Here is a 26,438-nt window from a genome sequence, read left to right on the forward strand (position 1 = left end):
GGAATTCCATCATGCCCGTCGCTTCCATAAACCAGAGTTTGAGACCCGACGATGCGCGGGTCAGGCTCTCGGTCGACGGTCTGCAGATATTTGCCGAAAAGGGCATGTCTGTTGCCGCCGCCATCGAAGCGACGGGGCGGCATGAATTTTCCCGAGGCATCAAAGGCGAGGGCCGTGGCCTCTTCTGCGGAATGGGTGTCTGTCACGACTGTCTCGTGACGATCGACGGAAAAGTCAGCCAGCGGGCCTGCATGACCATTGTCGACGATGACATGCAAGTTCTGCGCCCCGCTGCGCGGCCAGATCTTGCCACTGGTCAGATTGCCGATCTCTGCAGTGTGCCGCATTCCTTGACGACAAGGACGATGGACGTTCTCATTGTCGGAGCGGGCCCCGCGGGGCTTGCCGCCGCGGAGGTCCTTGCTGCGGCCGGCGCCAAGGTGACTGTCATTGATGAACGGCCGTCTGCCGGCGGGCAGTATTTCAAACAACCCTCGACACGGAGCGCCGCCGAGCGATTGAGTGGCGACGAGCAGGCTTTATCCGGCGCAGCGCTTATAGGGCAAGTGCGCGATCACGGCGTGACATTTCTAACCGCTTCAGTGGTGTGGGGTGCCGCACGTGACGACGACGGTTCGCTTATTATCGCCGGCTATGGGTCCGGCCATGCGTTTTACTGCAAGCCGAAAATACTCATCATCGCGACGGGGGCCTACGAACGCCCAACGCCGGTCAGGGGTTGGACACTTCCTGGTGCGATGACAACAGGGGCCGCCCAGACGTTGCTGAGGAGCTATGGAACCGTTCCCGGCCGAAGGATCATTGTCGCCGGAAACGGCCCTTTGAATATGCAGGTCGCAAACGAACTTCGAAAGGCAGGAGCCTCCATAGTCGCTTTGCTGGAAGCAGCACCACCACCGTGGTCTCGCCCTGCAGCAGCCTTCGGCCTTCTGACAACGGATCCCGCTCTCGCCCGTCACGGATTGCGCCAGATATCGACGCTTAGATCCGCGGGCGTCAAGATAGGCTGGAATAGCGTACTCACCTCGATCAACGGTTCGCAGCGGGTGGAGAGCGTCACGTTCGCCGGACCAGGCGGCGAGACCAATCTCGATGCTGACACGGTCCTTATCGGCGGCAATTTCGCATCCTCCAATGAGCTGTCGCGGCTACTCGGATGCGGCCATGAGGTCGTCGGCGGCGATCTGCGGGCGGTGCGGGATCTTGACGGTCAGACAACGCTTGCAAATGTGCATGTTGTCGGTGAAGCGGCGCGTTTCGGCGGCGCGCATGTTGCGATGGCAGAAGGGCAGATCGCCGCTGCGGCGATTGCTCGAAAATTGGGCCTCCTTGTCCAAACCGACGAAAGCCCAATGAAACGGCTCGCCCGCCATAGACGATTTCAGGAAGCTCTTTGGCAGGTCTTTGCGCCGAAGGACGATGCAAAGATAAAGACGGCAATTCTGCCAGATGACGCATTGATCTGCCGTTGCGAAGGCGTGACTTATGGTGTCTTGAGGACGCTCAGCGCAGATAGTGCGCAGGACATTTCGACATTGAAGCGCCTGTCGCGTGCAGGCATGGGGCGGTGTCAGAGCCGCTACTGCGGCAAAGCGATCACTGACGTCGCGAAAGAACGGCACCTCGCTGGCGAAACGAGCGGATTTCTGGCTCCGCAAATGCCACTTCGGCCTATTCCGCTGGCGGCGCTTGCGGTCGAAAAGCCGGAATGGGGCGGCCACAAGCGCGCACTTTTGCCGGAAAAACCCCCAGTGGCGAATCCTCAAGCTTTGCCGGTGGCGGAAACGTCCACGCTGGTCATCGGCGCAGGCATTGCAGGCCTTTCGACGGCGCTCTTCCTTGCCAGGGAAGGCGAGGACGTTGTGGTGGTCGAGCGCACTTTTGCGAACTCGCTGGCGTCTGGAGGGAATGCCGGAAGCCTTCATGCCCAGCTGCTTTCCTTCGACCACGGTGCCCGTGCCGAAGGTGGCGGCGGAGCGGCCGCTCAAACACTTCCCCTCCAGCGTGATTCAATCGCTCTTTGGGCGGCGCTGCAAAGCGAGCTCGGACAGGATTTCGAGATGAAGGTCACAGGCGGCCTCATGGTGGCCGAAACCGATGACCATATGCGTTTTCTGGCGCAAAAGGTCGGGGTGGAGTGCGCGGCCGGGATCGATTGCCGCTTGATCGGGCAAGAGGAACTGCGCTCCCTCGAGCCTGCTCTGTCTTCCCACTTTGTCGGCGCTGCCTATTGTTCCCAGGAGGGCAAGATCAACCCTCTCGTCGCGACGCAATATATATGGGAGGCGGCACGGCGAGACGGCGCTCAACTCTTCGAAAATTGCGAGGTCACCGGAATAAGGACCTCGGACGACGGGTTCGAGGTCAAGACATCGAGGGGCATATTGCGGGCAAAACGGATCGTCAATGCAGCCGGAGCCTTCGCTTCAAGGATCGGCGCGATGCTCGGTGTCGATGTGCCGGTATTCGGTGCTCCGCTGCAGATGGTGGTTACCGAGGCCGCAGCACCTTTGATCTCGTGTCTCGTCGCCCATGCCGACCGCCATTTGACCCTCAAGCAGGCGGCAAACGGGAACTTCATCATCGGCGGCGGCTGGACCGCAGGCCTCGATCCCGTCCATCAACATCCACGCCCGCTACTGTCGAGCCTTGAGGGGAACCTTTGGGTTGCCCAGCACGTCGTTCCCGCTCTGCGCAAACTTCACGTCATCCGAAGCTGGGCGGCGATGAACATCAACATCGACGGTGCGCCGATCCTCGGCGAACATCCGTCAATGCCCGGGTTCTTCAACGCCGTCACTTCAAACGGCTATACGCTCGGCCCGATCGTCGGCCAGTTGACATCTCGGCTCGTTCTCGGTCGCGAGACCGATAGAGCCTTGCAACCCTTTTCCATCGCGCGTTTCCAGAAAGGCCGGACATGATTGAGATCACTGGCGTTACCAAATATTATGGTCAGTTCGCTGTCCTTAAGAACTGCTCGGTGAACGTCGAGCGCGGTGAGGTCGTGGTTGTCTGCGGTCCCTCGGGGTCGGGCAAATCGACGTTGATCAAATGCGTCAACGGGCTCGAGCAGTTTCAGGAAGGTTCGATCCGGGTGCATGGTATCGAAGTCGGTGACCCGAAGACCGACCTGCCGAACCTTCGCACACGAGTGGGCATGGTCTTCCAGAACTTCGAATTGTTTCCGCATCTGACGATCATCGACAATATCATGCTGGCGCAGAAGATTGTCATTGGCCGCAGCGAAACGGCAGCCCACGCGAAGGCCATGGCGCTTCTTGATCGCGTCGGGCTGACGGACCACGCGAAAAAATATCCAAGCCAACTCTCCGGCGGGCAGCAGCAGCGCGTGGCCATCGCGCGGGCGCTCGCGATGGATCCGCTCGCCATGCTCTTCGACGAGCCGACGTCCGCGCTTGATCCAGAGATGATTTCCGAAGTGCTCGACGTCATGACCGGATTGGCAAAGGACGGCATGACGATGATGGTCGTCACCCATGAGATGGGATTTGCCCGCCGGGTGGCGACACGCGTGATTTTCATCGATCAGGGCGAGATCGTCGAGGATCGTCCGAGCGAGGAGTTTTTCGCGGGAAAACACAATCCGCGAACCGAAGCTTTCCTTGGCAAAATCCTGCAACACTGAAGGTCAGGCTTGTGAGCAACTACGATCTCATCATCCAGAACGGCACGGTGGCGACTGCTGCGGATGTTTTCCAGGCGGATATCGGCATTAAAGACGGCAAGATTGTCCAGATCGGGCAGAGCCTGTCGGGTGCTGCGCGCACGATCGACGCCTCGGGCAAATATGTCCTTCCAGGCGGCATCGACAGCCATGTCCATATCTCCCAGCCTTCGGGCGAAGGGATCGAGATGGCGGACGACTTCGAGAGCGGAACGCTGTCGGCGGTGTTCGGCGGCAATACGACCATCATGCCGTTCTGCCTTCAGGAAAAGGGCAAGTCGCTGCGAGAGGTGCTAACGGCCTATCATGCGCTCGCAGAGGGCCAGTGTTATACCGACGTCAGTTTTCATCTGATCATATCCGACCCGAGCGACGCCGTGCTGGGCCAGGAGTTGCCAGCGCTTGTGGCAGACGGCTATCCGTCGCTGAAGGTCTTCATGACCTATGAGAGCCTGCGCCTCGATGACGCGCAGATCCTGAAGACGCTCGATGTCGCGCGACGGACGGGCGCCACCGTCATGGTCCATTGTGAAAACGAGGACGCAATCAGGTTCCTGATCGAAAAACACGAGCTGGCCGGCGACGTTGCCCCACGCGCTCATGCCTCCACCCGTCCGGTCGCTGTCGAACGTGAAGCCACGCACCGCGCCCTGACGCTCGCCGAAATCGTAGACGTTCCTGTTGTCATTGTGCATGTCTCGAACGGCGAGGCGATGGAAGAGATCGCTCGCGCAAGGACGAGAGGCGTCAAGGTCGTCGGGGAAACCTGCCCGCAATATCTGACGCTCACCGCCAAGGACCTCGACGGCATGGATTGGGAGGGCGCGAAACTTGTCTGCTCTCCGCCGCCGCGGGATGAAGATGCCCAGAAAGAATGCTGGCGCGGCATCGAGACCGGGGCATTCGAACTCTTTTCATCTGATCATTGTCCATTCCGCTACAACGACCAGCACGGGAAGCTTAACCCCAAAGGCCGCACGAATTTCAGGCACATTCCCAATGGCATTCCAGGCATCGAAACCCGCCTTCCCATCCTATTTTCGCAAGGGTTCATGGCCGGACGCATCGATCTGCCGCGCTTTGTCGCCCTGACATCAACGAACCATGCAAAGACCTATGGCCTCTATCCACAAAAGGGAACGATTGCCGTAGGGGCGGATGCGGACATCGCGATTTGGGATCCAACCATCCAGCGGACCATTCGCCATGCGGAACTGCATGATGGCGCAGACTATTCGCCCTACGAGGGGATCGAGATCACCGGCTGGCCGATAACGACAATTGTCGCCGGAAAAACTGTCGTCGAAAACGGCGTCCTGGTGGGTACCAAGGGCCACGGGCAATATCGGAAAGCCGCGGCGAGACAAATCAACAAGCAGTCAAATCTAACAAGAGCGACATCATGAAACTGAAAATTACAGCAGGGCCATTCATCTTCGACGCTGTCCTGGAAACTGCCAGAGCGCCCAAAACCTGTGAAGCATTCATCAAGCAGATGCCGTTCGATGGGAAAATCGTGCACGTTCGCTGGTCTGGCGAGGGCGTTTGGATCCCGCTTGGCGACCATGATTTCGGCGTCGGTTATGAGAACCATACAAGCCATCCGGCCCCCGGTCATATCATCCTTTACCCGGGAGGCATCAGCGAAACGGAAATCCTGCTTGCCTACGGAGGCGTCGATTTTTCATCGAAAATGGGCCAACTGGCTGGCAATCATTTCATCACAATCACATCCAATCTCGACCAACTCGCCGAAATAGGGCGCCTCACGCTGTGGGAAGGCGCGCAATCCATTCGATTTGAGGCCGTATCCTGAAGCATGTCGCGCAAAACTGTGCAGCGGTTTTGCGATAACGACATGCGTAAAAACAAAGACCTAAAGTGCGACGAGCGAGGAAAGATCGCGACGCGCTTTAGGCGCAATAGCGCGAGGCGACAGGGTTGACGCCGGCGTGCCAGCAGCGCCTAACGCAGCGGTTGGCACGTTTCCTGCATTCTAGTTTTCGAGATTTTCTTCGAGATTTCCAATGGTGGACGAGGCCCGAAATGTCTTTTGATTTTGACTTCGAACTTGCGAAAAGAGCGGCGCAAGAACTGCCTCCGTCGCAGAAGCAGCCCAAAACGCGTAAGATGTCTCTTCTGCAGAGGCTCATGGCTTCGCCGCCAATTCCTCCTCGCCCGTCTCTCAGCATTCTGCGCCCATATAGAGGTGGTGATGCGCAATGACGCTGTGATACCCCTGTCGAGCAGGTAAGGCGGTGCTGTGCCGATGGTTCTATTCCCGTCGAGGCGGCGTCATTTCTGCGGATGCGGTGCGTGCCACACTTGACGAACTGTGTCGCCGGGATAGTCCAGCGCGGACGTCCAACGACGAGATCACTCTCTACAAGGCAGTCGGAACGGCGTTGGCCGATCTTGCCGCCGCGACGATGGTGTATGAAGCCGCCTTTGATCGCCGGCTGACGACTTGTGGTCCGGGCGATCGCGAATGATCGGAACGCGCCTGTTGCCCCGTTCCAATAGGCCGGCAGCCTCTGCTCCCAACGACTTCAATAGCGCGCATCTTCAAGGCCACAGAAAGGGTCTACCGGGTTGGTGCCGAGGAAGGGCTTGCGACCGAGCATACAATCAACGACGGCTTCCTGGACACTGTCCATGGTGGAGTACGCATTGATATAGGCCGGTACGCGCGGCGCATCGTAAAGGTGATAGGGATGCCCAAATGAGATCATTACGGAGGGAATATTCGTCCACGGTCGGTACATGGCCTTGAACAGGCCCCCACCACCCATCCTATGCCAGTCGACGAATATCCGGCCTCGTACGAGCAGCGACTCATCGCCTAGCGCGTAGAGGACGAGGTCGAAGTCGTCGGGGGTCGGCACGATGTCCGATCGGTCGATCGTGACTTCGAAACCTTCCTTCCGCAACAGGTCGGGTAGCAAGAATTTCAGTGGCTGCGGCATGAGCGGATGAATGATGCCGCCGTCGACCAGTAGCACACGCTTTATCATCGCCGGATCGAGCGGAAAGATACCATTGACGTCCTTCACAAGCGTGGGCGAGCGGCCGATGTATTCCCTTGATGCAGCGACATTGTCTGGATGCGCAAGCAGGCGGCGCGCTTCAGCGGCATCGGGGAGGACATCTGACGGTTGAAAAAGTTTGAGATGCGCCTTGAGCGCCAGCACGCGAAGAACCGCTTCCTCAAGTCGTTCCGGAGTAATTTTCCCATCTTCGACGGCAGCCTTGACCGCCGCCATATCCTCCTCAGGTTCATCGCTGAAGAGGATCATGTCGCAGCCATTTGCGATGATATCAGGCAGCGTATCGAGGTGGTGGCCCCAGGCGGACAGCCCTCCCATGGGTGTCGCGTCAGAGACGATGATACCATTGAAGCCGAGTTCGTCGCGGAGAAGATCAACGTTCAGCAACCGCGAAACCGAGGCCGGTCGGAAAGCTTCAAGCCCGGCATCTGGTATCTTCGATCGAATATAGGCCGGAAGGGAAATGTGCCCACTCATTATTGCCAACACGCCTTCGGTGATCAGCGTTCTATAGAGCCGACCGAAGGTTTCCTTCCACTCGTCCATGGAAAGCGGATTGGTGGTCGTGACGAGGTGCTGATCGCGGTCGTCATATCCCTCGCCCGGCCAGTGCTTTGCGGTGGCGGCAACTCCATTTCGTTGGAGACCGTGAATATGGGCAACCGCGTGGCGCTCAATCTTGTTGACATCGGAGCCGTATGACCGTGTACCGACAATCGGTGATCGGAACGCGGTATTTATGTCGATGACTGGCGTGAAGGACCAGCGCACCCCCATCGCGCGGCCCTCGCGCGCCAAGATTTCTGAACTTCTCTCGGTCGCCTGAACGTCGTCGACGGCGGCAAGGCCAAGTTGACCCAGCACCGGAGTGCCGAAAGCGAAGGAATGACGGCTGCCTTCGAGGTCTGCGCTGATGATGGGCGGGACTTTGCTCTTGGCCACGAGGTCAGAGATGACCCGCCGCTCGAATTCGAGGTCAGCCGTGAAGAAGCGGGTTACGCCGCCCGGCCTGAGTGAAGCAATGCGTTTGAAATCCTCCTCATCCGTCCCGATCATGATCAAGGTGAAGAGTTGGCCGATCTTGTCATCAAGATCGAGCGAGGCATAGGTGTCGTGGAGCCAGGATATCGCAGCGTCGTCGAGGTTGAACGGCGCTTTGCGAAGCTCGTCGTAAATCGTCATAAGTTCCCCCCGTTGATCAACGCTCTGCGGATAGCCCGTGTGAATATGCACGCTATCCCGTCATAAGCCAGTTCGGTGATGTCAGGTTAAGTTCGTCGGGAACATTTTGGATATCTCGTGCCGAGCGAAGCGCCACACCGTCGTCTTCTTGATTTCGCTGTCCTCCAGCGCCCGCGTTACCGGCACCTCATAAACCGCGCAGAATTCCAGTCGCTCTCTCGGCAGGTAACTGCGTCCGGGGTCTCCGACCAGCACCCACTTGCCGTCGGCTGCCAGCTTCGCGAACCAGGGAACGAGCGCATCGGCGAAAGCGCGGTCGTAGAAGACGTCGCCGGCAAGCACGATATCAGCGTCGACGGCCTGCCCGATCAGATCGGCGCCGGTAAATCCGAGTGAAACGCGATTGGCCTCGGCATTCAGCCGGACTGCCGTCTCCGCCCAGGGATCGACATCGCTAGCCATGACCTCCCGGGCACCGGCCATCGCAGCCGCAATGCCGACAAGGCCGGAACCGCTGGCGAAATCCAGCACCCGCTTGCCGCGCACCGTCTCGGGATGATCGAGAATGTAGCGCGCCAGTCCCTGGCCACCCGCCCAGGCAAAAGCCCAGAAGGGCGGCGGCAGGCCGATCGCTTGCAGCTCCTCCTCCGTCTTCAGCCAGAGCTCATGCGCCTCGCTTGCCAGATAGAGCGAAATCTCCGGCACATGCGGCGGCGGCATCAGGCTGGTATTGGCGCGGATGAAAGCTTGCGGATCAGTCTTCAACGCGGCGGATTGTCCAGTCCGCCCATGCGGCAGACTTCGAGATATTCTTCCTCTGTCACCGGCTGCACCGAAAGCCGCATCGAGGTGACGAGCGCCATCTTGGCGAGCTTCTCGCTCGCCTTGACATCCTTCAGCGTCACCGGCTTCGGTACGTCCATGACGGCGCGGATATCGACGCAATCCCACTTCGGATCGCCCTTGGCGGAAGAATCGGGATGCGACAGGGCGCAGACTTCGACGATGCCGACGATCTCCAGCCCGTCATTGGAATGATAGAAGAACCCTTTGTCGCCGATCTGCATCGCCCGCATATTGTTGCGGGCCAGATAGTTGCGGACGCCGGTCCATTCCGTGCCCTTTTCGCCGGCAGCCTTCTGCTGCTCCCAGGACCAGGAAGCGGGTTCGGATTTATAGAGCCAGTGCGCCATGCTCACGCCTCCGGTTTGTTGAAGACCCAGTTGTAGGCCTTGACGTCGACACTTTCGAATAGTCCGGCCTTGGCATAGGGATCGGCATCGGCAAGCGCACGCGCCGCCTCTTTCGATTCCGCTTCGACGATGATCAGGCTGCCGCAGGGTTTGCCGTCGTCATCGAGAAACGGGCCGGCGATCTTCAGCGTGCCCTCGGCGTTCAGCTTGTTCAGATGCTCGATATGCGTCGGACGCGTATCCATGCGCACGTTCAGATGTCCCGGTTTGTCCTTGCAGAGAAGGGCGAAAAGCATGTCTGTCTCCTATTCGGTGGTGATCGGACGCGTCATCAGCTGCTCTATCGCCTCCGATATATCGAGCCTGCCGTCGATGATGGCGGAAACGGCATCGGTAATCGGCATGCTGACCTTCAATTCCGCCGCAAGCCGCGAGGCGACGGAGGCGGCAAACGCACCTTCCACCAGCGCACCATGCAGGGGATCGGTCTTGTCGCCGCGCCCGAGCGCTATGCCGAAGCGCAGGTTTCGCGATTGATGACTTGTCGCTGTCAGCACCAGATCGCCGAGGCCGGAAAGCCCGCGTACCGTATCCGCCTGCCCGCCCTTGGCGACGACGAAACGCGACATTTCCGCAAGCCCGCGCGCAATCAGCGCCGCACGCGCGGAATCGCCGATACCACAGCCCTCGACGATGCCGCAGGCGATCGCCAGCACATTCTTCAGCGCGCCGCCAAGCTGCACGCCGATCCGGTCGTTGGAGGCGTAGAGCCGAAAGGTTCGGCCTGATATGGCCTGAGCGAGCCGCTCCGCGGTCTCCATGTCGGCTGCCGCGATTGCCATCGCCGTCGGCAAGCCCTTGGCAATATCGGCGGCAAACCCCGGACCGGAGAGCACGGCGATCGGATGGTCCGGCAGTTCCCGTTCCAGCATGTCGGTCAGTAGATTGCCCGTCGTCCGTTCGATACCCTTGGCACAGGTAACGACGACAGCATCCTTGGAAAGATAAGGTCCATATTGCCGCGCCGCATCGGCCTGCGCCTGCGACGGCATCGCAAAAAGCACGATGGAAGCGCCGGCGATCGCATCCGCCTCGGCGGAAAATTCCAGCGTGTCGGGCAGGAGAATGCCGGGCAGCACTGCATCATGCAGCCGTTCGGATTTCAGATCGGCAATCAGTGACGGATCACGCCCGACGAGCGTCACGGCACTTCGTCCCGCAAGCGCGATCACGGCGGCAAGCGCCGTGCCGAAAGCCCCCGATCCGACGACCGCGATGTTTTCGCTCATGCCTTGGCCCCTCGTTTTCCGAAGCCGATCAGCGTTTCCGCATTGGAATCGAGCGGCCAGCGCGAACGCGGCTGCACGTCGAGCGTATCCGGTGCGGCACCGCTCGCCATCCGTTCCAGTCCTGCCCAGGCGATCATCACGGCATTATCGGTGCAGAGGTGCAGCGGCGGCGCGACGAAGCGGAAGCCGTTCTTGTCGCACAGCGCCTGCAGCGTGCCGCGCAGTTCGAGATTGGCGGCGACACCGCCGGCAACGACCAGCGCCGGCTTTTCGCCAGTAGCAGAGAATATCGTCGGAAATTCCGTCTTGAACCGCTGCAGGCCACGGCCGATACGGTCCTTCAGCGTCCGCGAAACTGCCTTCTGGAACGAGGCGCAGATATCCGCCACGTCCTGATCGCTGAGCGGCGCGATATCCTGCGCCGCCTGCCGCACCGCTGTCTTCAGGCCGGAGAAGGAGAAATCGAGCCGTGCCTCGCCGACCAGCGGCCGCGGAAAATCGAACCGATCGGGATTGCCGTCCCGCGCCATCCGCTCCACCGCCGGTCCGCCGGGATAGGGCAGGCCGAGCAACTTTGCCGTCTTGTCGAAGGCTTCGCCGAGCGCATCGTCGATCGTCGTGCCCCAGCGCTCATACCGTCCGACGCCGCGCACCAGGATGAGCTGGGTATGGCCGCCGGAGACGAGCAGCATCAGATAGGGAAAGGACAGCCCGTCCGTCAGCCGCGCCGTCAGCGCATGGCCCTCAAGATGGTTGACCGCATAGAGCGGCTTGCCGGCGGCTCTGGCGATCGCCTTGCCGGTCATCAACCCCACAAGCAACCCGCCGATCAGCCCCGGCCCCGAGGTGGCGGCGATGGCGTCGACATCGTTGAGCGACACATTGGCGCGCTTCAGCGCCTCCTCGATCAGCTCGTCCAGCGCCTCGACATGGGCGCGTGCGGCGATCTCTGGCACCACGCCGCCATAGGCGCTATGCTCGTCGAGCTGGGAAAGCACGACATCCGACAGCACGTTGGAATGCCCCTCAGCATCGCGCTCGACGACCGCGGCGGCGGTCTCGTCGCAGCTCGTTTCGATGCCAAGGATGCGTAGAAAGGGAACCATGAAGCCTGTTCGTTGATTGCGATGGGATGGAAACCCGTTTACGAGAACTCCGGTAACAACGGAATAGAGCGGATGCAAACAAAACCTTTCCGGATCGGCACGCGAGGCAGCCCGCTGGCGCTTGCCCAGGCGCATGAGGCTCGCGACAGGCTGATGGCGGCGCATCATCTGCCCGAGGAAATGTTCGAGATCGTCGTGCTGACGACCAAGGGCGACCGCATCACCGACCGGTCGCTGGCCGAGATCGGCGGCAAGGGCCTGTTCACCGAGGAGCTTGAACAGAAGCTTACCGCCGGCGAGCTCGATTTCGCCGTGCATTCCGCCAAGGACATGGCGACGAAGCTGCCCGAGGGGCTTTATCTCTCCGCCTATCTGCCGCGTGAAGATATCCGCGACGCCGTCATCGGCCGCACCGCGCGCAAACTGATCGACCTGCCGCATGGCGCCACCGTCGGTTCCTCATCGCTGCGCCGCCAGGCGCTGATCCGCCGCATGCGGCCGGATATCAACGTCATCACCTTCCGCGGCCTCGTCGAAACGCGCCTGCGCAAGCTCGAAGAGGGAGAGGTCGATGCGACCCTGCTGGCGCTTGCCGGCCTGAAACGCCTCGGCAAGGTCGACGTGTTGACCGATATCCTCGATCCCGACACCTTCCCGCCAGCGCCGGCGCAGGGTGCGATCTGCATCGAAAGCCGCATCGGCGATGCCAGGGTCGACGATCTGCTGGCGCCCGTCAACGATGGCCCGACCTTCGACACCGTCTCCTGCGAACGCGCCTTCCTTGCGGCACTCGACGGCTCCTGCCGCACGCCGATCGGCGGTTATGCCGTCTGCGAAGGCGATCTGATCCGGTTCTCCGGCCTCATCATCACGCCCGACGGCCGCAGCCAGCATGCGGTGACGACCGACGGCCACCGCCGCGATGCGGCAGCACTCGGGACCCGCGCCGGCCAGGACGTGCGCGCAAGGGCCGGCAGCGCCTTTTTCGACGACTGGCACTGAAGCGGCCATGCGCGTGCTCGTCACCCGCCCCGCGCATTCGGCGACGAGAACCGCACAACGTTTGCGCGATATGGGCCACGAGCCCCTGCTGCTGCCGCTGCGTCAGCCGCTGCACGACAGCGCCGCCGCCCTAGCCGCGCTTGCAACCACCAGCGGCGCAATCGCCGTGACCAGCGCCGAAGCCATCAGGGTCCTCTCCGCTCTCGGGGAGCAACTTCACCCGCATCTTGCCCGCCCGCTTTTTGCGGTGGGCGAAACGACGGCCGAAGAAGCGCGCAGCCTCGGCTTCCGATCGGTCGCCTCATCCCAGGGCAACGGCCGCGATCTCGCCGATCTCATCGCGGCGGAGAAACCGGGCACGCTGCTCTACCTCGCTGGCACCCCGCGCGCCGAGACTTTTGAAGGAAGATTGCGCGAACTCGGCATCGATTTTTCCGTCGCCGAATGTTATCGTATGCAACCGGTCGTACCCAGCCCGGCCGAGATCGAATCGATTTTCTCCGGCCCTCACGCTCAGGCTATTCTTTTCTATTCCCGGCAGACGGCCGAGGATTTTTTTCGCGCGCCGGAACTGCGATCGGCCGTGCCGGAACACAGCGGAATCCGCCTTCTCTGCCTCAGCGAGGCGGTGGCGCAAGCCATCCCGACGGCTCTGAAAAAAAACGTCGAGATTTCACCGATGGCGGATGAGAAAAGTCTTCTGTCGCTGCTTTGACGGCTCTAACCGCCCAAATTTGATCTAACCTCTTCCCTTAACTGGCATCACTGTCTAGTTTCGTTGCAATGCAGAATAAAGAGGACCTCATGGTATCGGGAAACCCGCCACGCCATTCGAAGAGCGCCGACGAGCCGGTCACGATCGACCTCGATGCACAGGAATTCGCCGCTGCAGCCGATACCGAAAAACCGGTAGACAATGAAACTGCCGACGCCGACAGCACCGCTGCCGCCGATGTCGGCCTGCCGCCCGAAACCGAGACTGCGTCGCATGCCGAATATGAAGAGAAGCCTGTGATGGACGCGCCGGAGGAGGAACCGGCAGCTCCAGAACCCTCCTTCACCCCTCCTCCCGAACAGCCTGCGCCGAAGAGCGCCGGCACCTCGGGTCTCATTGCCGCCGGCATTTTCGGCGGCCTGGTGGCGCTGCTTGGCGCCGGCGCTATCCAGTATGCCGGCTACCTCCCGGGCTCCTCCGCGCCGCAGACGACCTCGCCGGAAACGGCCGATCTTGCCGGCGAGATCGACGGCCTGAAACAGGCCGTCGCCAACCTCGCCGCCAATCCGGCGAGTGCGGATAATGGTGAGCTTGAGAAGCGCGTCGCTGCGCTGGAAACGGCTGCGAAGGCCCCCGCGGTCGCCGCACCGGCCGATTCTGTTAACGTCGAGGCACTCAACCAGAAGATTGCGGAACTAACCGGTCAGGTCGACCAGCTGCGCTCGACGCTTGCCCAGTCATCCGAGCAGCAGACGACGAATGGCGCCGATATTGCCAAGCGCCTCGAAGAGGCCGAAAAGAAGCTGAACGAGCCGCGCGAGGACGTCGCCGTTGCCCGGGCGATCGCCGCTGCCGCCCTGAAGGCGGCGATCGATCGCGGTGGTCCTTTCCTGGCCGAACTCGACACCTTCGCCGGCGTCGCACCCGACGATCCAGCCGTTGCCGATCTCCGAGCCTTTGCCGAAACCGGCATTCCCTCACGCACCGAGCTGGTGGCCGAAGTTCCCGATGTCGCCACCGCGATCGTCGAGGCCGTCAACCAGCCGGATCCGAACCAGAGCTGGTCGGACCGGTTGATGTCGAGCGCCAAATCGCTGGTGAGCGTCCGTCCCGTCGGCAATATCGAGGGCGAAAGCGTCGAAGCCATCGCCGCCCGCATGGAGGACAAGGTGAAAAGCGGCGACCTGCCCGGCGCATCCGCCGAATGGAACAATCTGCCGGCCCTCGGCAAGCAGGCGTCCACCGCCTTCAAGCAATCGCTCGAAGCGCGCATCCGCGTCGAGGAACTGGTCGGCGGGGCGCTGTCGAAAGCGGTTTCCGGCACCGGCAAGGAAGGGTGAGACCATGCTGATCCGCCTTGTCGTCTTCGCCCTCTTCGTGCTGCTTCTCGCCTATGGCTTCTCCTGGCTCGCCGATCGTCCCGGTGACCTCTCGCTGATCTGGGAGGGCCAGATCTACCAGACGAGGCTGATCGTCGCCGCCAGCGCGATCATCGCCCTCATCGCCGCCGTGATGATCGCCTGGTGGTTCGTCCGCCTGGTCTGGACCTCACCGCATTCGGTGACGCGTTATTTCCGCGCCCGCAAGCGGGACCGCGGTTATCAGGCGCTGTCGACCGGCCTGATCGCCGCCGGCGCCGGCAATGCGCTGCTCGCCCGCAAGATGGCCGCCCGCTCGCGCGGCCTCATCCGCGCCGATCAGGAGCCGCTGATCAACTTGCTCGAGGCCCAGGCCGCCCTGATCGAAGGCCGCCATGATGAGGCGCGCGCCAAGTTCGAGGCGATGGCCAACGATCCAGAGACGCGCGAGCTTGGCCTGCGCGGCCTCTATCTGGAAGCCCGCCGTCTCGGGGCCAACGAGGCGGCCCGCCAATATGCCGAAAAGGCTGCCGACAACGCGCCATATCTTCCCTGGGCGGCACAGGCGACGCTCGAATATCGCAGCCAGGCCGGCCGCTGGGATGATGCGATCCGCCTGCTCGAACAGCAAAAGGCCGCCCGTGTCGTCGAAAAGGCCGAAGCCAACCGTCTGCACGCCGTCCTCCTGACCGCGCGCGCCGCCGAGAAGCTGGAAAGCAACCCGACGGGTGCCCGCGACGACGCCCTGCAGGCGCTGAAGCTTGCCGCCGATTTCATTCCGGCCGCCCTCATTGCCGCAAAGGCGCTGTTCCGCGAAGGCGGCGTGCGCAAGGCCGCCTCGATCCTCGAACAGGCCTGGAAATCGGCGCCTCATCCTGAGATCGGACAAGCCTATGTCCGGGCCCGCAGCGGCGATTCCACGCTCGACCGGCTGAAGCGTGCCGAACGGCTGGAAGGGCAGCGCCCGAACAACGTCGAATCCCTTCTCGTCGTCGCCCAGGCGGCACTCGACGCGCAGGAATTCGCCAAGGCTCGTGCCAAGGCGGAAGCGGCGGCCCGCATGCAGCCGCGTGAAGCCGCCTACCTGCTTTTGGCCGACATCGAAGAAGCCGAGACCGGAGACCAGGGTCGCGTGCGCCATTGGCTGGCCCAGGCGCTCAAGGCGCCGCGCGATCCGGCCTGGGTGGCAGACGGCTTCGTGTCCGACAAATGGCTGCCGGTATCTCCGGTGACCGGCCGTCTCGACGCCTTCGAATGGAAGGCGCCCTTCGGCCAGATCGAGGGTCCGCTCGAGGACGGTTCGGCACCGGCCTCGATCGAAACGGCTTTGAAGACATTGCCGCCGCTGCGTGACGTCAGGCCGGAAAGCCCGGTTAATGACCATCGCATCATTGAGCTGGAACGCGCCGCGACGATTGCCGAGGCCGTGCGCCCCACGCCGGCACCGGCACCGACATCGGCAAAACCGAAACCCGCCGAACCAGCCGCGGGCGATAAAGCGCCCGCGCCGAGCGAGGCAAAACCTTTCTTTGGCGGACTGCCGGATGATCCCGGCGTTCGCGATCCCAGGGTGGAACCGGAACCCAAGACACGGCTCCGCCTTTTCTGAAATGGAACGAAAACCGCATGTTCGAACGCTTTCAGGCATTCTTCCAGAATCTCACCGCCGACCACCCGAAGAAAGGTTTTGCCCCTGATGATCCCCGCATCGCAGTGGCAGCGCTCTGCATGCAGGTCATGGAGGCCGACGGTCAGATCAAAGCCAGCGAGAAGAAGCGGCTGCGCAAGCTCCTGAAGGAGCAGTATGCACTCGACGGCAAGCAGCTCGATGCTCTGATAGCCGCCGGCCTTGAGGCCGAAAGCTCCGCCGTCGACTATTATCGCTTCACCGCCGACCTGAAACGTCATCTCAATACCGAGCAACGCCTCGAGCTGATCGGCGTCCTCTGGGACATCGTCTATGCCGATGGCGAACGCAGCGAGATGGAAGACCATGTGATCTGGCGTATCGCCGATCTGCTCGGCGTCTCCTCGCGCGAGCGCATCCAGAAGCGGCAGGAGGCCGCCGCCAGGGTGACGGATGTCCAGGTTGCGCAAGATGATACCGACTGAGCAAAACCAGAACCGCGACGGGCGCCCGATCCTCATCGTCCTGCATCAGGAGCGGTCGAGCCCCGGCCGTGTCGGCCAATTGCTCGTCGAAAAGGGCTACCGCCTCGATATCCGTCGCCCGGTTCTGGGCCAGCCGCTTCCGACAACACTGAAAGACCATGCCGGCGCCGTCGTCTTCGGCGGGCCGATGAGCGCCAATGATCCCGATGACTTCATCAAGAAGGAAATCGACTGGATCGACGTTCCCCTGCGGGAAAAACGCCCCTACCTCGGTATCTGCCTCGGCGCGCAGATGCTGGTGCATCATCTCGGCGGCAAGGTGCAGTCGAATGCCGACGGCTCGACCGAGATCGGCTGGTATCCGCTGCACCCGACCGAGAAGGGCCGCCTGCTGATGCACTGGCCGAGAATGGTCTATCATTTCCACCGCGAGGGCTTCGAGCTGCCGCGCGGCGCCGACCTGCTGGCCGAAGGCGATGCCTATCCGAACCAGGCCTTCCGCTACGACGGCAATGCCTGGGGCCTGCAGTTCCACGCCGAACTGACCCGGGTGATGATGCATCGCTGGGTCGTGCATGGCGCCCATCGCTTCATCCTGCCGAATGCCCAGCAGGGCCGCGAACATCTCGAAGGCCGCATGCTGTTCGACGCGCCGCTGAAAGCCTGGTTGACCGAATTTCTCGACATCGTCTTCGAGGGAAAGACGGCGAAGGCGACGTCCTCTATCGCCATCCGCGCATAGTCGATTCCGACTATGGAGTGGGCGCGTCCAGCGTATCGATCCTGCGCAGCTTGGGGAAACTCGAGGCCCAGATCGCCGCCACGACAAGCGTTCCGATCCCGCCGATGACGACCGCCGGCACCGCGCCGAAGATCGCCGCCATCGTGCCCGCCCTGAATTCCCCGAGCTCGTTCGAAGCGCCGACGAAAACCATGTTGACCGCATTGACGCGGCCGCGCAGCTGATCCGGCGTCCAGAGCGCAATCAGGCTCTCGCGGACATAGACCGACACCATGTCGGCCGCCCCCATCAGCGCCAGCGCCGCGATCGAGACTTCGGTGTTGGTCGAGACGCCGAAGATGATCGTTCCGACGCCGAACAGGGCGACGCCGATGAACATGTAGATGCCGGCGCGATGTTTGAGCGGATAGGCGGCAAGCAATACCGCCATGACGATGGCGCCAAGGCCGGGTGCGGCGCGCAGCAGTCCGAGGCCCCACGGCCCGAGAGTGAGGATATCGCGTGCAAAAATTGGCATCAGTGCCGTCGCGCCGCCGAGCAGCACAGCGAAGAGATCGAGCGAGATCGCGCCGAGCACCACCTTTTCGGCGCGGATGAAACTGAAGCCACCAAGGATCATCGCCCAGCTCTTGGTCTCGCCGGTCGTCTTCTGCACCGGTTTCGGGATCATGTAGAGAAGGGCGGCGCCAAGCACGGAAAAGATCACCGCCACCGTATAGGCGGTCGTTGCGCTGACGCCGTAGAGCAGACCGCCGAGCACTGGGCCGGTGATTGCCGCGAGCTGCCAGGACGACGAATTCCAGGCGATGGCATTGGAGAGCGCCTCCTCCGGCACGAGATTGGGTGCCAGCGACTGCACGGCCGGGGACATGAAGGCACGTTCGATGCCGAAGATCAAAAGCACCGCGAAAACAGGCAAGGGCGTGAATGTCCCCATGACAGTCATAACCAGCAGCGCCAGCGTGCAGAGCGCGCTCACCAACGAGCAGAGTGCGGCAATCGCCCGGCGATTGTACCGGTCGGCCACCGAACCGGTGACGAGGATGAGCAGCAGCGACGGCAGGAACTGCACGAGACCGATCAAGCCGAGATAGATCGCGCTGCCCGTCTGATCGTACATCTGCCAGCCGACGGCGACGCTGACGATCTGCTGCGAGAAGGAAAGCAGGAAGCGCGCGAAGAAGAACCGCGTGTAGGACGAATGCCGGAACGCGGCAAAACGGTCTCCGGTGGGCGAAAACGACATGGAGGTTTTCCGAGGAGACGGGCGCCGGAATAGCGGCAAAGCCGCCCGTTAAACATGATTCACCGTGCGTTTCCACACGGCACTTGCTCGTTTAGTCGCCAATGTCTACATGTCTGTCAACAACGAATTGGAGACGATGATGTTTGCGCTGTTTCAAACCATTGATTTGGCTTTGAATATTTACACCTGGATCCTGATTGCCAGTGCCATTTTTTCCTGGCTCTATGCCTTCAATGTTATCAATTCCAGCAATCAGTTCGTCAATTCGGTCGGCACATTCCTCTATAATGTCACCGAACCGGTGCTGAAGCCGATCCGCCGCCTGCTGCCGAACCTTGGCGGCATCGACATTTCGCCGATCATCCTGCTGCTGATCATCTTCTTCCTGCGCACCTTGCTTTGGACCACGCTGTACCCGCTGGTCGCTTGAGCCGTCCCTGGAGCCTTTTCGATGACCATCTGCGCCTCGCCGTCCGGCTGACGCCGAATGGCGGGCGGGACGCGATCGATGGCATCGAGGCCGACGGCGAGGGTGAAGCGTTCCTGAAGGCACGCGTCACTGCCGTGCCCGAGAAAGGCAAGGCCAACAAGGCACTCATCCTTTTGATCGCAAAATCCCTGCGCATTCCCAAATCCAGCGTCAGCCTCGTCTCGGGTGAGACCGCGCGCAAAAAAATCCTCCGGATCGACGGCGATCCGGAGGATTTGGTAAAAAAGCTCGAGACAGTTTTAGGCTGAGCGATCAGCCTTTCTTCTTGGCGCGCTCGACGGCTTCGAGGATGAGTTCGCCGGCTTCCTTGGAGTCGCCCCAGCCGAAGATCTTCACCCACTTGCCAGGTTCCAGATCCTTGTAGTGCTCAAAGAAGTGCTCGATCTGCTTCAGCGTGATCTCGGGAAGATCGGTATAGTCCTTCACCTTTTCATAGCGCAGCGTCAGCTTCGGCGACGGCACGGCGATGATCTTCTCGTCCTTGCCGGAATTGTCTTCCATCTTCAGGACGCCGATCGGGCGCACGTTGATGACGCAGCCGGGAACCAGCGGGCGGGTGCTGGCGATCAGTACGTCGATCGGGTCGCCGTCTTCCGACAGCGTGTGCGGCACGAAACCATAATTGCCCGGATAGGTCATCGGCGTATAGAGGAAACGATCGACCACCAGTGTGCCGGCTTCCTTGTCCATCTCATACTTGATGGGATGGCCGCCGACCGGAACCTCGACGATAACGTTGACGTCCTCAGGTGGATTGTTACCGATTGAAATGGCGTCGATGCGCATAAGAAACTCCCGCGAGGTTGAATTTGCTGGCAGCCAGATAATCAGTTTCATGTGGCAACGCAACATCGCACAGCGTCAATGCTTAACTGCACCGGCGCCCATTCACATCAAAAGTTTCTAATAGGAGATAGTCGTACGCCGACTCCAGCGCCGCGCGCCTTTTCAGACGCGCAAAGGACGCTACAGCATTTGAAGTGCTGCCTAATATGGGAATGACGCCGCCACTCAGCTCCAGATGAAGCCGATCTTCTTCAACTGCCTGTGGTCGAAACTTTCCATGCCTTCGCAGAAATCGACGCCGCCATGATTGCGGTAGAAGTCGCTGGCGTTCTCGTTTTCCTCGAGGCACCAGACAACCAGCCCGTTGCAGCCGAGCGACTTCAAGAGCCGGCGCGCCTCGCCGAACAGCATCCTCCCGAGGCCGATGCCCTGATACTCAGGCCGAAGATAAAGCTCGTAAATCTCGCCTTCCTGCGGCAGAGCGCGGGCGCGGTTGAGGCCGAGCGTCGCGTAGCCGGCGACCGTCCCGGCAACATCGAGAACCAGCAGCGTTGCCGGGCCGCGCGTTGCCTTGCGCCACCAGCTTTCGCCGCGACGCTCGATCATCTGCGTCAGTGCGCGATGGGGAATGATGCCCGCATAGGTGTGTTGCCAGGCAAGCCTGTGTGTTTCCGATATGGCTCGGGCATCTTGCGGCTCGGCCCGCCGGACATCGATCGACAACGTCTTCATAACGTTTACTCTGGTCCCGCCGAGGGCAATTAACCATATGCACAGAGGCATTGTGATCGATTGCCCACAGACTTGATATGTGGACGACGATCAAAAGTTAACGCTTTTTTAACGATTGTCACAAGATGGAATCGACGCGGCGCACAATAAAAAACCCCGGCGTGAAGGCCGGGGTTTAAAGGATTTCTGAAAGATTGCGACGCGCTTTAGGCTCTCAGAGAGCGGCCTTCGACTTTTCGAAACGCTTGCGATCGTTTGCGTCGAGATACATCTTGCGCAGACGAATATTCTTCGGTGTCACTTCCATCAGCTCGTCATCCTGGATCCAGGAGAGGGCGCGATCAAGCGTCATGCGGATCGGCGGCGTCAGCTTCACCGCTTCGTCCTTGCCGGCGGCGCGGATGTTGGTGAGCTGCTTGCCCTTCAGGACGTTGACTTCAAGGTCGTTGTCGCGCGAATGGATGCCGATGATCATGCCGGCATAGACCTTTTCGCCCGGCTCGATGATCATCGGGCCGCGATCTTCCAAGTTGAACATCGCATAGGCGACGGCTTCGCCGGGAGCGTTGGCGAGCAGCACGCCATTGACGCGACCACCGATCACACCCTTGTAGGGCTGGTAGTCGTGGAACAGGCGGTTCATGATCGCCGTGCCGCGCGTGTCCGTCAGCAGTTCCGACTGGTAGCCGATCAGGCCACGGGTCGGTGCGTAGAAACGCAGGCGGAGACGGTTGCCGCCCGACGGACGCAGCTCGACCATTTCGGCCTTGCGCTCGGACATCTTCTGCACGACCACACCGGAATGTTCTTCGTCGACGTCGATGACGACTTCCTCGACCGGCTCAAGAAGCTGGCCGCTTTCATCCTTGTGCATCACGACGCGCGGACGCGACACGGCAAGCTCGAAGCCTTCGCGACGCATGGTTTCGATCAGAACGGCGAGCTGAAGTTCGCCGCGGCCGGACACGTAGAACGAATCCTTGCCTTCGGCTTCTTCGATCTTCAGGGCGACGTTGCCTTCTGCTTCCTTGAAGAGACGGTCGCGGATGACGCGTGAGGTCACCTTGTCGCCTTCGGTGCCCGCCAGCGGGCTATCGTTGACGATGAAGGACATGGTGACGGTCGGCGGATCGATCGGCTGCGCCGGCAGCGGTGCGGTGATCGAAGGATCGCAGAAGGTATCGGCGACCGTGCCCTTGGAAAGGCCGGCGATCGCAATGATATCACCTTGATGCGCTTCTTCGATCGGCTGACGTTCGATGCCGCGGAAGGCGAGGATCTTGGAAATACGGCCGGTTTCGATCGTCTTGCCGTCAGCGTGGAGAACCTTCACTGCCTGGTTCGGCTTGATGGAACCGGAATTGATGCGGCCGGTGATGATGCGACCGAGGAAGGGGTTGGCTTCGAGAATCGTACCGATCATCGTGAACGGGCCTTCGTGGACGGTCGGCTCCGGAACATGCTTGAGCACCAGGTCGAGAAGCGGCGTAAGACCCTGATCCTTCGGACCTTCCGGATTGACGTTCATCCAGCCGTCGCGGCCCGAACCGTAGAGGATCGGGAAGTCGAGCTGCTCGTCGGTCGCGTCGAGGTTTGCAAAGAGGTCGAAGACTTCGTTGATGACTTCTTCGTGGCGGCCATCCGGACGGTCGATCTTGTTGATCGCGACGATCGGGCGAAGGCCAACCTTCAGCGCCTTGCCGACCACGAACTTGGTCTGCGGCATCGGGCCCTCGGACGCATCGACGAGAACGATCGCGCCATCCACCATCGAGAGAATGCGCTCGACTTCACCGCCGAAGTCAGCGTGGCCGGGGGTATCGACGATGTTGATGCGGACACCCTTCCATTCCACCGAGGTCGCCTTGGCGAGAATGGTGATGCCGCGTTCTTTTTCGAGATCGTTCGAGTCCATCACGCGCTCAGCGACACGCTGATTTTCGCGGAACGAGCCGGACTGCTTGAGAAGCTCATCCACCAGGGTCGTTTTGCCATGGTCAACGTGCGCGATGATCGCGATATTGCGAAGTGCCATATGTGAAATCTCTGAAGCTGGGGCGCACGCTCTAGAGGGCGCGCCTATTAGTTTGGGGCGTCCATACAGTTTTTTTTGCGTTTGCGAAAGGGGGGAACGCGCAAAAGCTGCGGCAAGGCTGTCGCCCCGCCGCATCATCGCATGTCATCAAATTGTCTTAGGCGTCGCTGCCTGTCAATTCCTCGAAGGTCGAAAGTCCTTTTTTGACGAGCATCGCATCCGGGCTCGGCAGCTTGCCGCGGAAGGCCTTGTAGGCGTCCTCCGGATCGACCGAGCCGCCGACGGAATAGATGTTGTCCTTGAGCTTGCGCGCCATCTCGCCGTTGAAGGCGTCTCCCGTCTCCTCGAAGGCGGCGAAGGCGTCGGCGTCGAGCACCTCAGACCACATGTAGGAGTAATAACCGGCCGAATAACCGCCTGAAAAGATGTGCTGGAAGTGCGGCGTCGCATGGCGCATGACGATCGACTTCGGCATGCCGATCTCGGCCAGCACCTCACCCTGCACCGCCATCGGGTCCTCGACGGTCGTTCTCGTGTGAAACGCCATGTCGACCAGCGCCGACGAGGTGAACTCGACCGTATTGAAGCCGGCATTGAAAGTGCGCGCTGCCAGCACCTTGTCGAGCAGAACCTGCGGCATCGGCTCGCCGGTTTCGACATGCACGGCATAGCGCTTCAGGATAGCGGGCACCGTCAGCCAGTGCTCGTAGAGCTGCGACGGCAACTCGACGAAATCGCGCGAAACGCCGGTGCCCGAAACCGAGGGATAGGTGACATTCGAAAGCATGCCGTGCAGCGCATGGCCGAATTCGTGAAACAGCGTGCGGGCATCATCGAGCGACAGCAGCGCCGGCTTGCCTTCCGCCGGCTTGGCGAAGTTGCAGACATTGTAGATGATCGGCAATTCGCCGTGGCGGCCATCCTTCAGTTCCAGCCTGTGCTGCGATTGCAACGAGCTCATCCAGGCGCCGGAACGTTTCGAGCTGCGGGCGAAATAATCGCCGAGGAACAGGGCGACGAGCTTGTCCTCGCGGTCCCTGATTTCGAACACCCTGACATCCGGGTGATAGGCGGCCACGCCCTTCTTCTCGACGGCGCGGATGCCGAACAGCCGGCCGGCCACGTCGAAGCAGGCTTCGATGATCTTCTCGAGCTGCAGATAAGGCTTGAGCTCGGCTTCGGAGAAATCGAACTTCCGTGCGCGGATCTTTTCGGCATAGTGGCGCCAGTCCCAGGGCATCACCTCGTGGTTCCGGCCTTCCTCGGCGATCAATGCGGCGATGTCGACCTCCTCCTCGCCGGCGCGTTTCACCGCCCGCGCCCAGACGGCCCTCAGCAGGCCGTTCACCGCATCCGCCGTCTTCGCCATCGTGTTGTCGAGCTTCAGCTCGGCGAAATTGCCGTAGCCAAGCAGCGTCGCGACCTGATGGCGCAGCGCCAGCGTTTCCCTGATGACCGCGCGGTTGTCCGTCTCCCCGTCATTTTCGCCGCGCGCCACCCACGCCTTGAAAGCCTGCTCGCGCAGATCGCGGCGCTCCGAAAAGGTCAGGAACGGCTCGATGATCGAGCGTGACAGCGTCACCGCATATTTGCCCTCTTCGCCGCGTTCGCGCGCTGCCGCCGCCATCGCGTCACGAAGGAATTCCGGCAGGCCCTCGAGCTCGGCGTTGTCCGAAAGGACCAGTGCCCAGGCTTTCTCGTCGGCCAGCACGTTCTGGCCGAATTGCGTCCCGAGGCCGGCAAGCTTTTCATTGATCGCGGCGAGTTTTTCCTGTTCGGCCTTGTCAAGCTTGGCGCCCGATTTGACGAAGCCTTTCCAATGGCGTTCCAGCACGCGTGTCTGCTCGAGCGTCAGGCCAAGCGTCTCGCGATTCTCCCAGAGCGTGTCGATACGGGCAAAAAGCGCCGCATTCATCCCGATCTTCGAATAGTGGCGCGACATCTTCGGCGAGATCTCCCGCTCCAGCGCCTGGATCACATCATTGGTATGCGCGCCTGCTTTGTTCCAGAACAGCGCCGAGACACGCGACAGTGCGTCGCCGGCAATCTCCAGCGCCACGACCGTATTGGCGAATGTCGGCGCATCGCCGTTTCCGGCGATCTCGTCGATCTCCTTTTCATGCGCGGCAAGCCCGGCCTCGAAGGCGGCGGCAAAATCACCGTCATCCAGGGCATCGAAACGCGGCAGGCCGTGAAGACCGTCCCAGGTCACCAGCGCCGGATTGAAATCATGTGGAGAAGGCATCGGAGAATTCCTTTTGGCATGCAGATGGATCGTCAATATAGGAGAGCCGTCGTGAAATTGGTATGTTGCCGGGTAGGGCCTTTTGCCCCGTCTGCCAATCTGATGGACGTCCGTCAAATCTGGTGGACAACAATTGATACGTGAAAATTAACCAATCGTTAACGATTGACGCGAATCACGCGCAGGCGCTAGTTTTCCGATGTTCTTCTTGTAAGGGGACATGCGCCATGGAAATTTTTTCTGTGCGGTCTTCTCAGAGTTTGCTTTTTAAAAACAATCCGAATAACGCAAAAAGTTCGAAGACCTCTGATATTGAAATCGAGACCAGAGCTGTCGCCCCGGCCTCGTTCCAGATCGAAGACGAAGTTGGCGAAGGCCCGGATTTCACCGCGGTCAGCCCTGGAGAGCTGCGCAATTACGCACGCCAGAGCTTCGACAGCGGCCTGATCGATCAGAATACCTACGCCGCGATCTCCGAACCGCTGCCGATGCATGCGATCGATCCACTCGGCAACGTCATCGATCTCTCCAGCGTCACCGACGGCACCAGCTTCAATTTCCTCGATTATTACAAGAACCAGCTGCAGGTCGCCATGTCGATCGGCGATGCCAACGAGGTCCAGACGCTAAAATCGATCGTCAATTTCCTCGATGGCTGATCGGAGCATGACGCCGAAAAGTGCGCAGCGGTTTTAGGATAGCGACATGCATAACAACAAAGACAAGCGCGTCGCATGATTCAAGTTTGGCGCGACGCGCTTTAATCAGGCCTTGCGCCAGCCGAGCAGGCCGGGCGTTGCGTGCCAGAGCGCCTGGGCGGCAAACCCCATGAAAAGCACGCCGGAGCAGCGCACGATCAATCGCTCATGGGCGCGATAGAAGCGCCGCACCGTACCGGCGCCGATGATGCCGATCAGGATGATGTCGGCAGTCACGAAACCGACGAACGACACGACGAGAAGCACCGGCAACGCCTCGAAATCAAGCGCGCCGGCCGAGCCTGCAACCAGTGCGGTGAAGGTGGCGAGCGCCACCGGATAACCCTTCGGATTGGTGACGCCGAAGATCAGACCGCGGCGAAACGGCCGCTCGACCACAACAAGTGCCTGCCCTTCCGCTTTCGGCTTGGCATTGACCGCGCTCCAGCCGATCCAGGCGAGGTAGAAACCGCAGGCAAGGCCGAGCAGGTCGAAGACGAAGGTTCCGATCGTCTTTGCGCCGACGATCGCGATCAGCGCCAGCGACGACCAGATGAGATCCCCGACCAGATGCCCCATCATGAAGAAGGCGCCGGCCTTGCGGCCCTGCCCGGCGCCGATGCCGAGCAGTTGCAGGAAGGCAGGTCCTGGAATGAGCACGTAGAAGAGCGCCGCCAGAAAGGCGCCGAAGAGCAAAGACTGCGTCATGGAAATGCTCCGGAGGATGATGACGCCAGACTAAGCGATCACA

25 protein-coding genes and 1 pseudogene are annotated in these 26,438 nt (G+C 61.0%); 14 read left to right on the forward strand and 12 right to left on the reverse strand.

What is annotated here, in order from left to right; translation table 11 throughout:
- Positions 1 to 11: 11 nt before the first annotated feature.
- The 5 genes and pseudogenes from BS629_RS06925 to BS629_RS06945 form a co-directional block, all read left to right on the forward strand.
- Positions 12 to 2,945 carry an FAD-dependent oxidoreductase gene (locus BS629_RS06925; protein WP_032980576.1) on the forward strand — a complete coding sequence of 978 codons (2,934 nt, stop codon included), beginning with the start codon at positions 12 to 14 and terminating at the stop codon, positions 2,943 to 2,945.
- Complete coding sequence (locus BS629_RS06930) at positions 2,942 to 3,670, forward strand: amino acid ABC transporter ATP-binding protein (RefSeq protein WP_011653851.1); 729 nt, start codon at positions 2,942 to 2,944, stop codon at positions 3,668 to 3,670. The genes BS629_RS06925 and BS629_RS06930 overlap by 4 nt, the downstream gene beginning before the upstream one ends.
- Before the next feature lie 11 nt (positions 3,671 to 3,681).
- Complete coding sequence (gene hydA, locus BS629_RS06935) at positions 3,682 to 5,115, forward strand: dihydropyrimidinase (protein WP_018243924.1); 1,434 nt, start codon at positions 3,682 to 3,684, stop codon at positions 5,113 to 5,115.
- Entirely contained in the window at positions 5,112 to 5,525 is a 414-nt protein-coding gene (locus BS629_RS06940; RefSeq protein ID WP_018072093.1) for a DUF3830 family protein, read from the forward strand. The genes hydA and BS629_RS06940 overlap by 4 nt, the downstream gene beginning before the upstream one ends.
- 469 nt (positions 5,526 to 5,994) lie before the next feature.
- Positions 5,995 to 6,201 (forward strand): annotated as a pseudogene (locus BS629_RS06945) (hypothetical protein); the annotation flags it as partial.
- A gap of 57 nt (positions 6,202 to 6,258) precedes the next feature.
- Here BS629_RS06945 and BS629_RS06950 read toward each other — a convergent pair.
- The 6 genes from BS629_RS06950 to tsaD form a co-directional block, all read right to left on the reverse strand.
- Positions 6,259 to 7,938 carry a glycoside hydrolase family 3 protein gene (locus tag BS629_RS06950; protein ID WP_018243925.1) on the reverse strand — a complete coding sequence of 560 codons (1,680 nt, stop codon included), beginning with the start codon at positions 7,936 to 7,938 and terminating at the stop codon, positions 6,259 to 6,261.
- An 81-nt stretch (positions 7,939 to 8,019) separates the two neighbouring features.
- Positions 8,020 to 8,703, reverse strand: a complete 684-nt coding sequence (locus BS629_RS06955) for a class I SAM-dependent methyltransferase (protein ID WP_018243926.1) — start codon at positions 8,701 to 8,703, stop codon at positions 8,020 to 8,022.
- Positions 8,700 to 9,131: an EVE domain-containing protein gene (locus BS629_RS06960; RefSeq protein ID WP_003543603.1), complete on the reverse strand. Its 432-nt coding sequence runs from the start codon at positions 9,129 to 9,131 to the stop codon at positions 8,700 to 8,702. The genes BS629_RS06955 and BS629_RS06960 overlap by 4 nt, the downstream gene beginning before the upstream one ends.
- Positions 9,132 to 9,133: 2 nt before the next feature.
- On the reverse strand, positions 9,134 to 9,427 hold the full coding sequence (locus BS629_RS06965) for a YciI-like protein (RefSeq protein WP_003543605.1): 294 nt from the start codon (positions 9,425 to 9,427) through the stop codon (positions 9,134 to 9,136).
- 9 nt (positions 9,428 to 9,436) lie between these two features.
- Positions 9,437 to 10,420 (reverse strand): NAD(P)H-dependent glycerol-3-phosphate dehydrogenase, encoded by a 984-nt coding sequence (locus BS629_RS06970; protein ID WP_018243927.1) that lies wholly within the window; start codon positions 10,418 to 10,420, stop codon positions 9,437 to 9,439.
- Positions 10,417 to 11,526 carry a tRNA (adenosine(37)-N6)-threonylcarbamoyltransferase complex transferase subunit TsaD gene (tsaD, locus tag BS629_RS06975; protein ID WP_018243928.1) on the reverse strand — a complete coding sequence of 370 codons (1,110 nt, stop codon included), beginning with the start codon at positions 11,524 to 11,526 and terminating at the stop codon, positions 10,417 to 10,419. The genes BS629_RS06970 and tsaD overlap by 4 nt, the downstream gene beginning before the upstream one ends.
- A gap of 72 nt (positions 11,527 to 11,598) precedes the next feature.
- Here tsaD and hemC point away from each other — a divergent pair, with 72 nt between their 5' ends.
- The 6 genes from hemC (at position 11,599) to BS629_RS07005 (ending at position 17,455) form a co-directional block, all read left to right on the forward strand.
- A complete protein-coding gene (gene hemC / locus BS629_RS06980; RefSeq protein ID WP_018243929.1) occupies positions 11,599 to 12,528 on the forward strand; it encodes a hydroxymethylbilane synthase in 930 nt (309 codons plus the stop codon).
- Between the two features lie 7 nt (positions 12,529 to 12,535).
- Complete coding sequence (locus BS629_RS06985) at positions 12,536 to 13,243, forward strand: uroporphyrinogen-III synthase (protein WP_018243930.1); 708 nt, start codon at positions 12,536 to 12,538, stop codon at positions 13,241 to 13,243.
- A 68-nt stretch (positions 13,244 to 13,311) separates the two neighbouring features.
- Complete coding sequence (locus BS629_RS06990; protein ID WP_018243931.1) at positions 13,312 to 14,583, forward strand: COG4223 family protein; 1,272 nt, start codon at positions 13,312 to 13,314, stop codon at positions 14,581 to 14,583.
- Between the two features lie 4 nt (positions 14,584 to 14,587).
- A complete protein-coding gene (locus BS629_RS06995) occupies positions 14,588 to 16,210 on the forward strand; it encodes a heme biosynthesis protein HemY (RefSeq protein ID WP_018243932.1) in 1,623 nt (540 codons plus the stop codon).
- 17 nt (positions 16,211 to 16,227) lie between these two features.
- Positions 16,228 to 16,713, forward strand: a complete 486-nt coding sequence (locus tag BS629_RS07000; protein ID WP_012759325.1) for a tellurite resistance TerB family protein — start codon at positions 16,228 to 16,230, stop codon at positions 16,711 to 16,713.
- The gene (locus tag BS629_RS07005; RefSeq protein WP_032980581.1) at positions 16,682 to 17,455 is read left to right on the forward strand and encodes a glutamine amidotransferase; all 774 of its coding nucleotides are present in this window, start codon (positions 16,682 to 16,684) and stop codon (positions 17,453 to 17,455) included. Before BS629_RS07000 ends, BS629_RS07005 begins: the two co-directional genes overlap by 32 nt.
- A gap of 10 nt (positions 17,456 to 17,465) precedes the next feature.
- On the opposite strand, the gene BS629_RS07010 is transcribed toward BS629_RS07005, so the two are convergent.
- Complete coding sequence (locus BS629_RS07010; protein WP_018243934.1) at positions 17,466 to 18,701, reverse strand: MFS transporter; 1,236 nt, start codon at positions 18,699 to 18,701, stop codon at positions 17,466 to 17,468.
- A gap of 139 nt (positions 18,702 to 18,840) precedes the next feature.
- On the opposite strand from BS629_RS07010, the gene BS629_RS07015 reads away from it, so the two are divergent.
- Positions 18,841 to 19,131, forward strand: a complete 291-nt coding sequence (locus BS629_RS07015) for a YggT family protein (protein WP_018448228.1) — start codon at positions 18,841 to 18,843, stop codon at positions 19,129 to 19,131.
- Positions 19,128 to 19,439 carry a DUF167 domain-containing protein gene (locus tag BS629_RS07020; protein WP_018243936.1) on the forward strand — a complete coding sequence of 104 codons (312 nt, stop codon included), beginning with the start codon at positions 19,128 to 19,130 and terminating at the stop codon, positions 19,437 to 19,439. The genes BS629_RS07015 and BS629_RS07020 overlap by 4 nt, the downstream gene beginning before the upstream one ends.
- Before the next feature lie 4 nt (positions 19,440 to 19,443).
- Here BS629_RS07020 and ppa read toward each other — a convergent pair whose 3' ends face one another.
- From ppa to BS629_RS07040, 4 genes are all read right to left on the reverse strand, one after another.
- Complete coding sequence (gene ppa / locus BS629_RS07025; RefSeq protein WP_011653868.1) at positions 19,444 to 19,977, reverse strand: inorganic diphosphatase; 534 nt, start codon at positions 19,975 to 19,977, stop codon at positions 19,444 to 19,446.
- A gap of 225 nt (positions 19,978 to 20,202) precedes the next feature.
- On the reverse strand, positions 20,203 to 20,709 hold the full coding sequence (locus BS629_RS07030; RefSeq protein ID WP_018243937.1) for a GNAT family N-acetyltransferase: 507 nt from the start codon (positions 20,707 to 20,709) through the stop codon (positions 20,203 to 20,205).
- A 214-nt stretch (positions 20,710 to 20,923) separates the two neighbouring features.
- Positions 20,924 to 22,744 (reverse strand): translational GTPase TypA, encoded by a 1,821-nt coding sequence (gene typA, locus BS629_RS07035; protein ID WP_018243938.1) that lies wholly within the window; start codon positions 22,742 to 22,744, stop codon positions 20,924 to 20,926.
- Between the two features lie 157 nt (positions 22,745 to 22,901).
- Positions 22,902 to 24,989, reverse strand: coding sequence for a M3 family metallopeptidase (locus BS629_RS07040; protein WP_018243939.1), 2,088 nt, complete (start codon positions 24,987 to 24,989; stop codon positions 22,902 to 22,904).
- Positions 24,990 to 25,216: 227 nt separating this feature from the next.
- Here BS629_RS07040 and BS629_RS07045 point away from each other — a divergent pair, with 227 nt between their 5' ends.
- On the forward strand, positions 25,217 to 25,648 hold the full coding sequence (locus tag BS629_RS07045; protein WP_018243940.1) for a hypothetical protein: 432 nt from the start codon (positions 25,217 to 25,219) through the stop codon (positions 25,646 to 25,648).
- Positions 25,649 to 25,753: 105 nt separating this feature from the next.
- On the opposite strand, the gene BS629_RS07050 is transcribed toward BS629_RS07045, so the two are convergent.
- A complete protein-coding gene (locus BS629_RS07050) occupies positions 25,754 to 26,395 on the reverse strand; it encodes a LysE family translocator (protein WP_012759334.1) in 642 nt (213 codons plus the stop codon).
- Between the last annotated feature and the right edge of the window lie 43 nt (positions 26,396 to 26,438).

Source organism: Rhizobium leguminosarum bv. viciae USDA 2370 (assembly GCF_002008365.1).
Lineage (GTDB): Bacteria > Pseudomonadota > Alphaproteobacteria > Rhizobiales > Rhizobiaceae > Rhizobium > Rhizobium leguminosarum.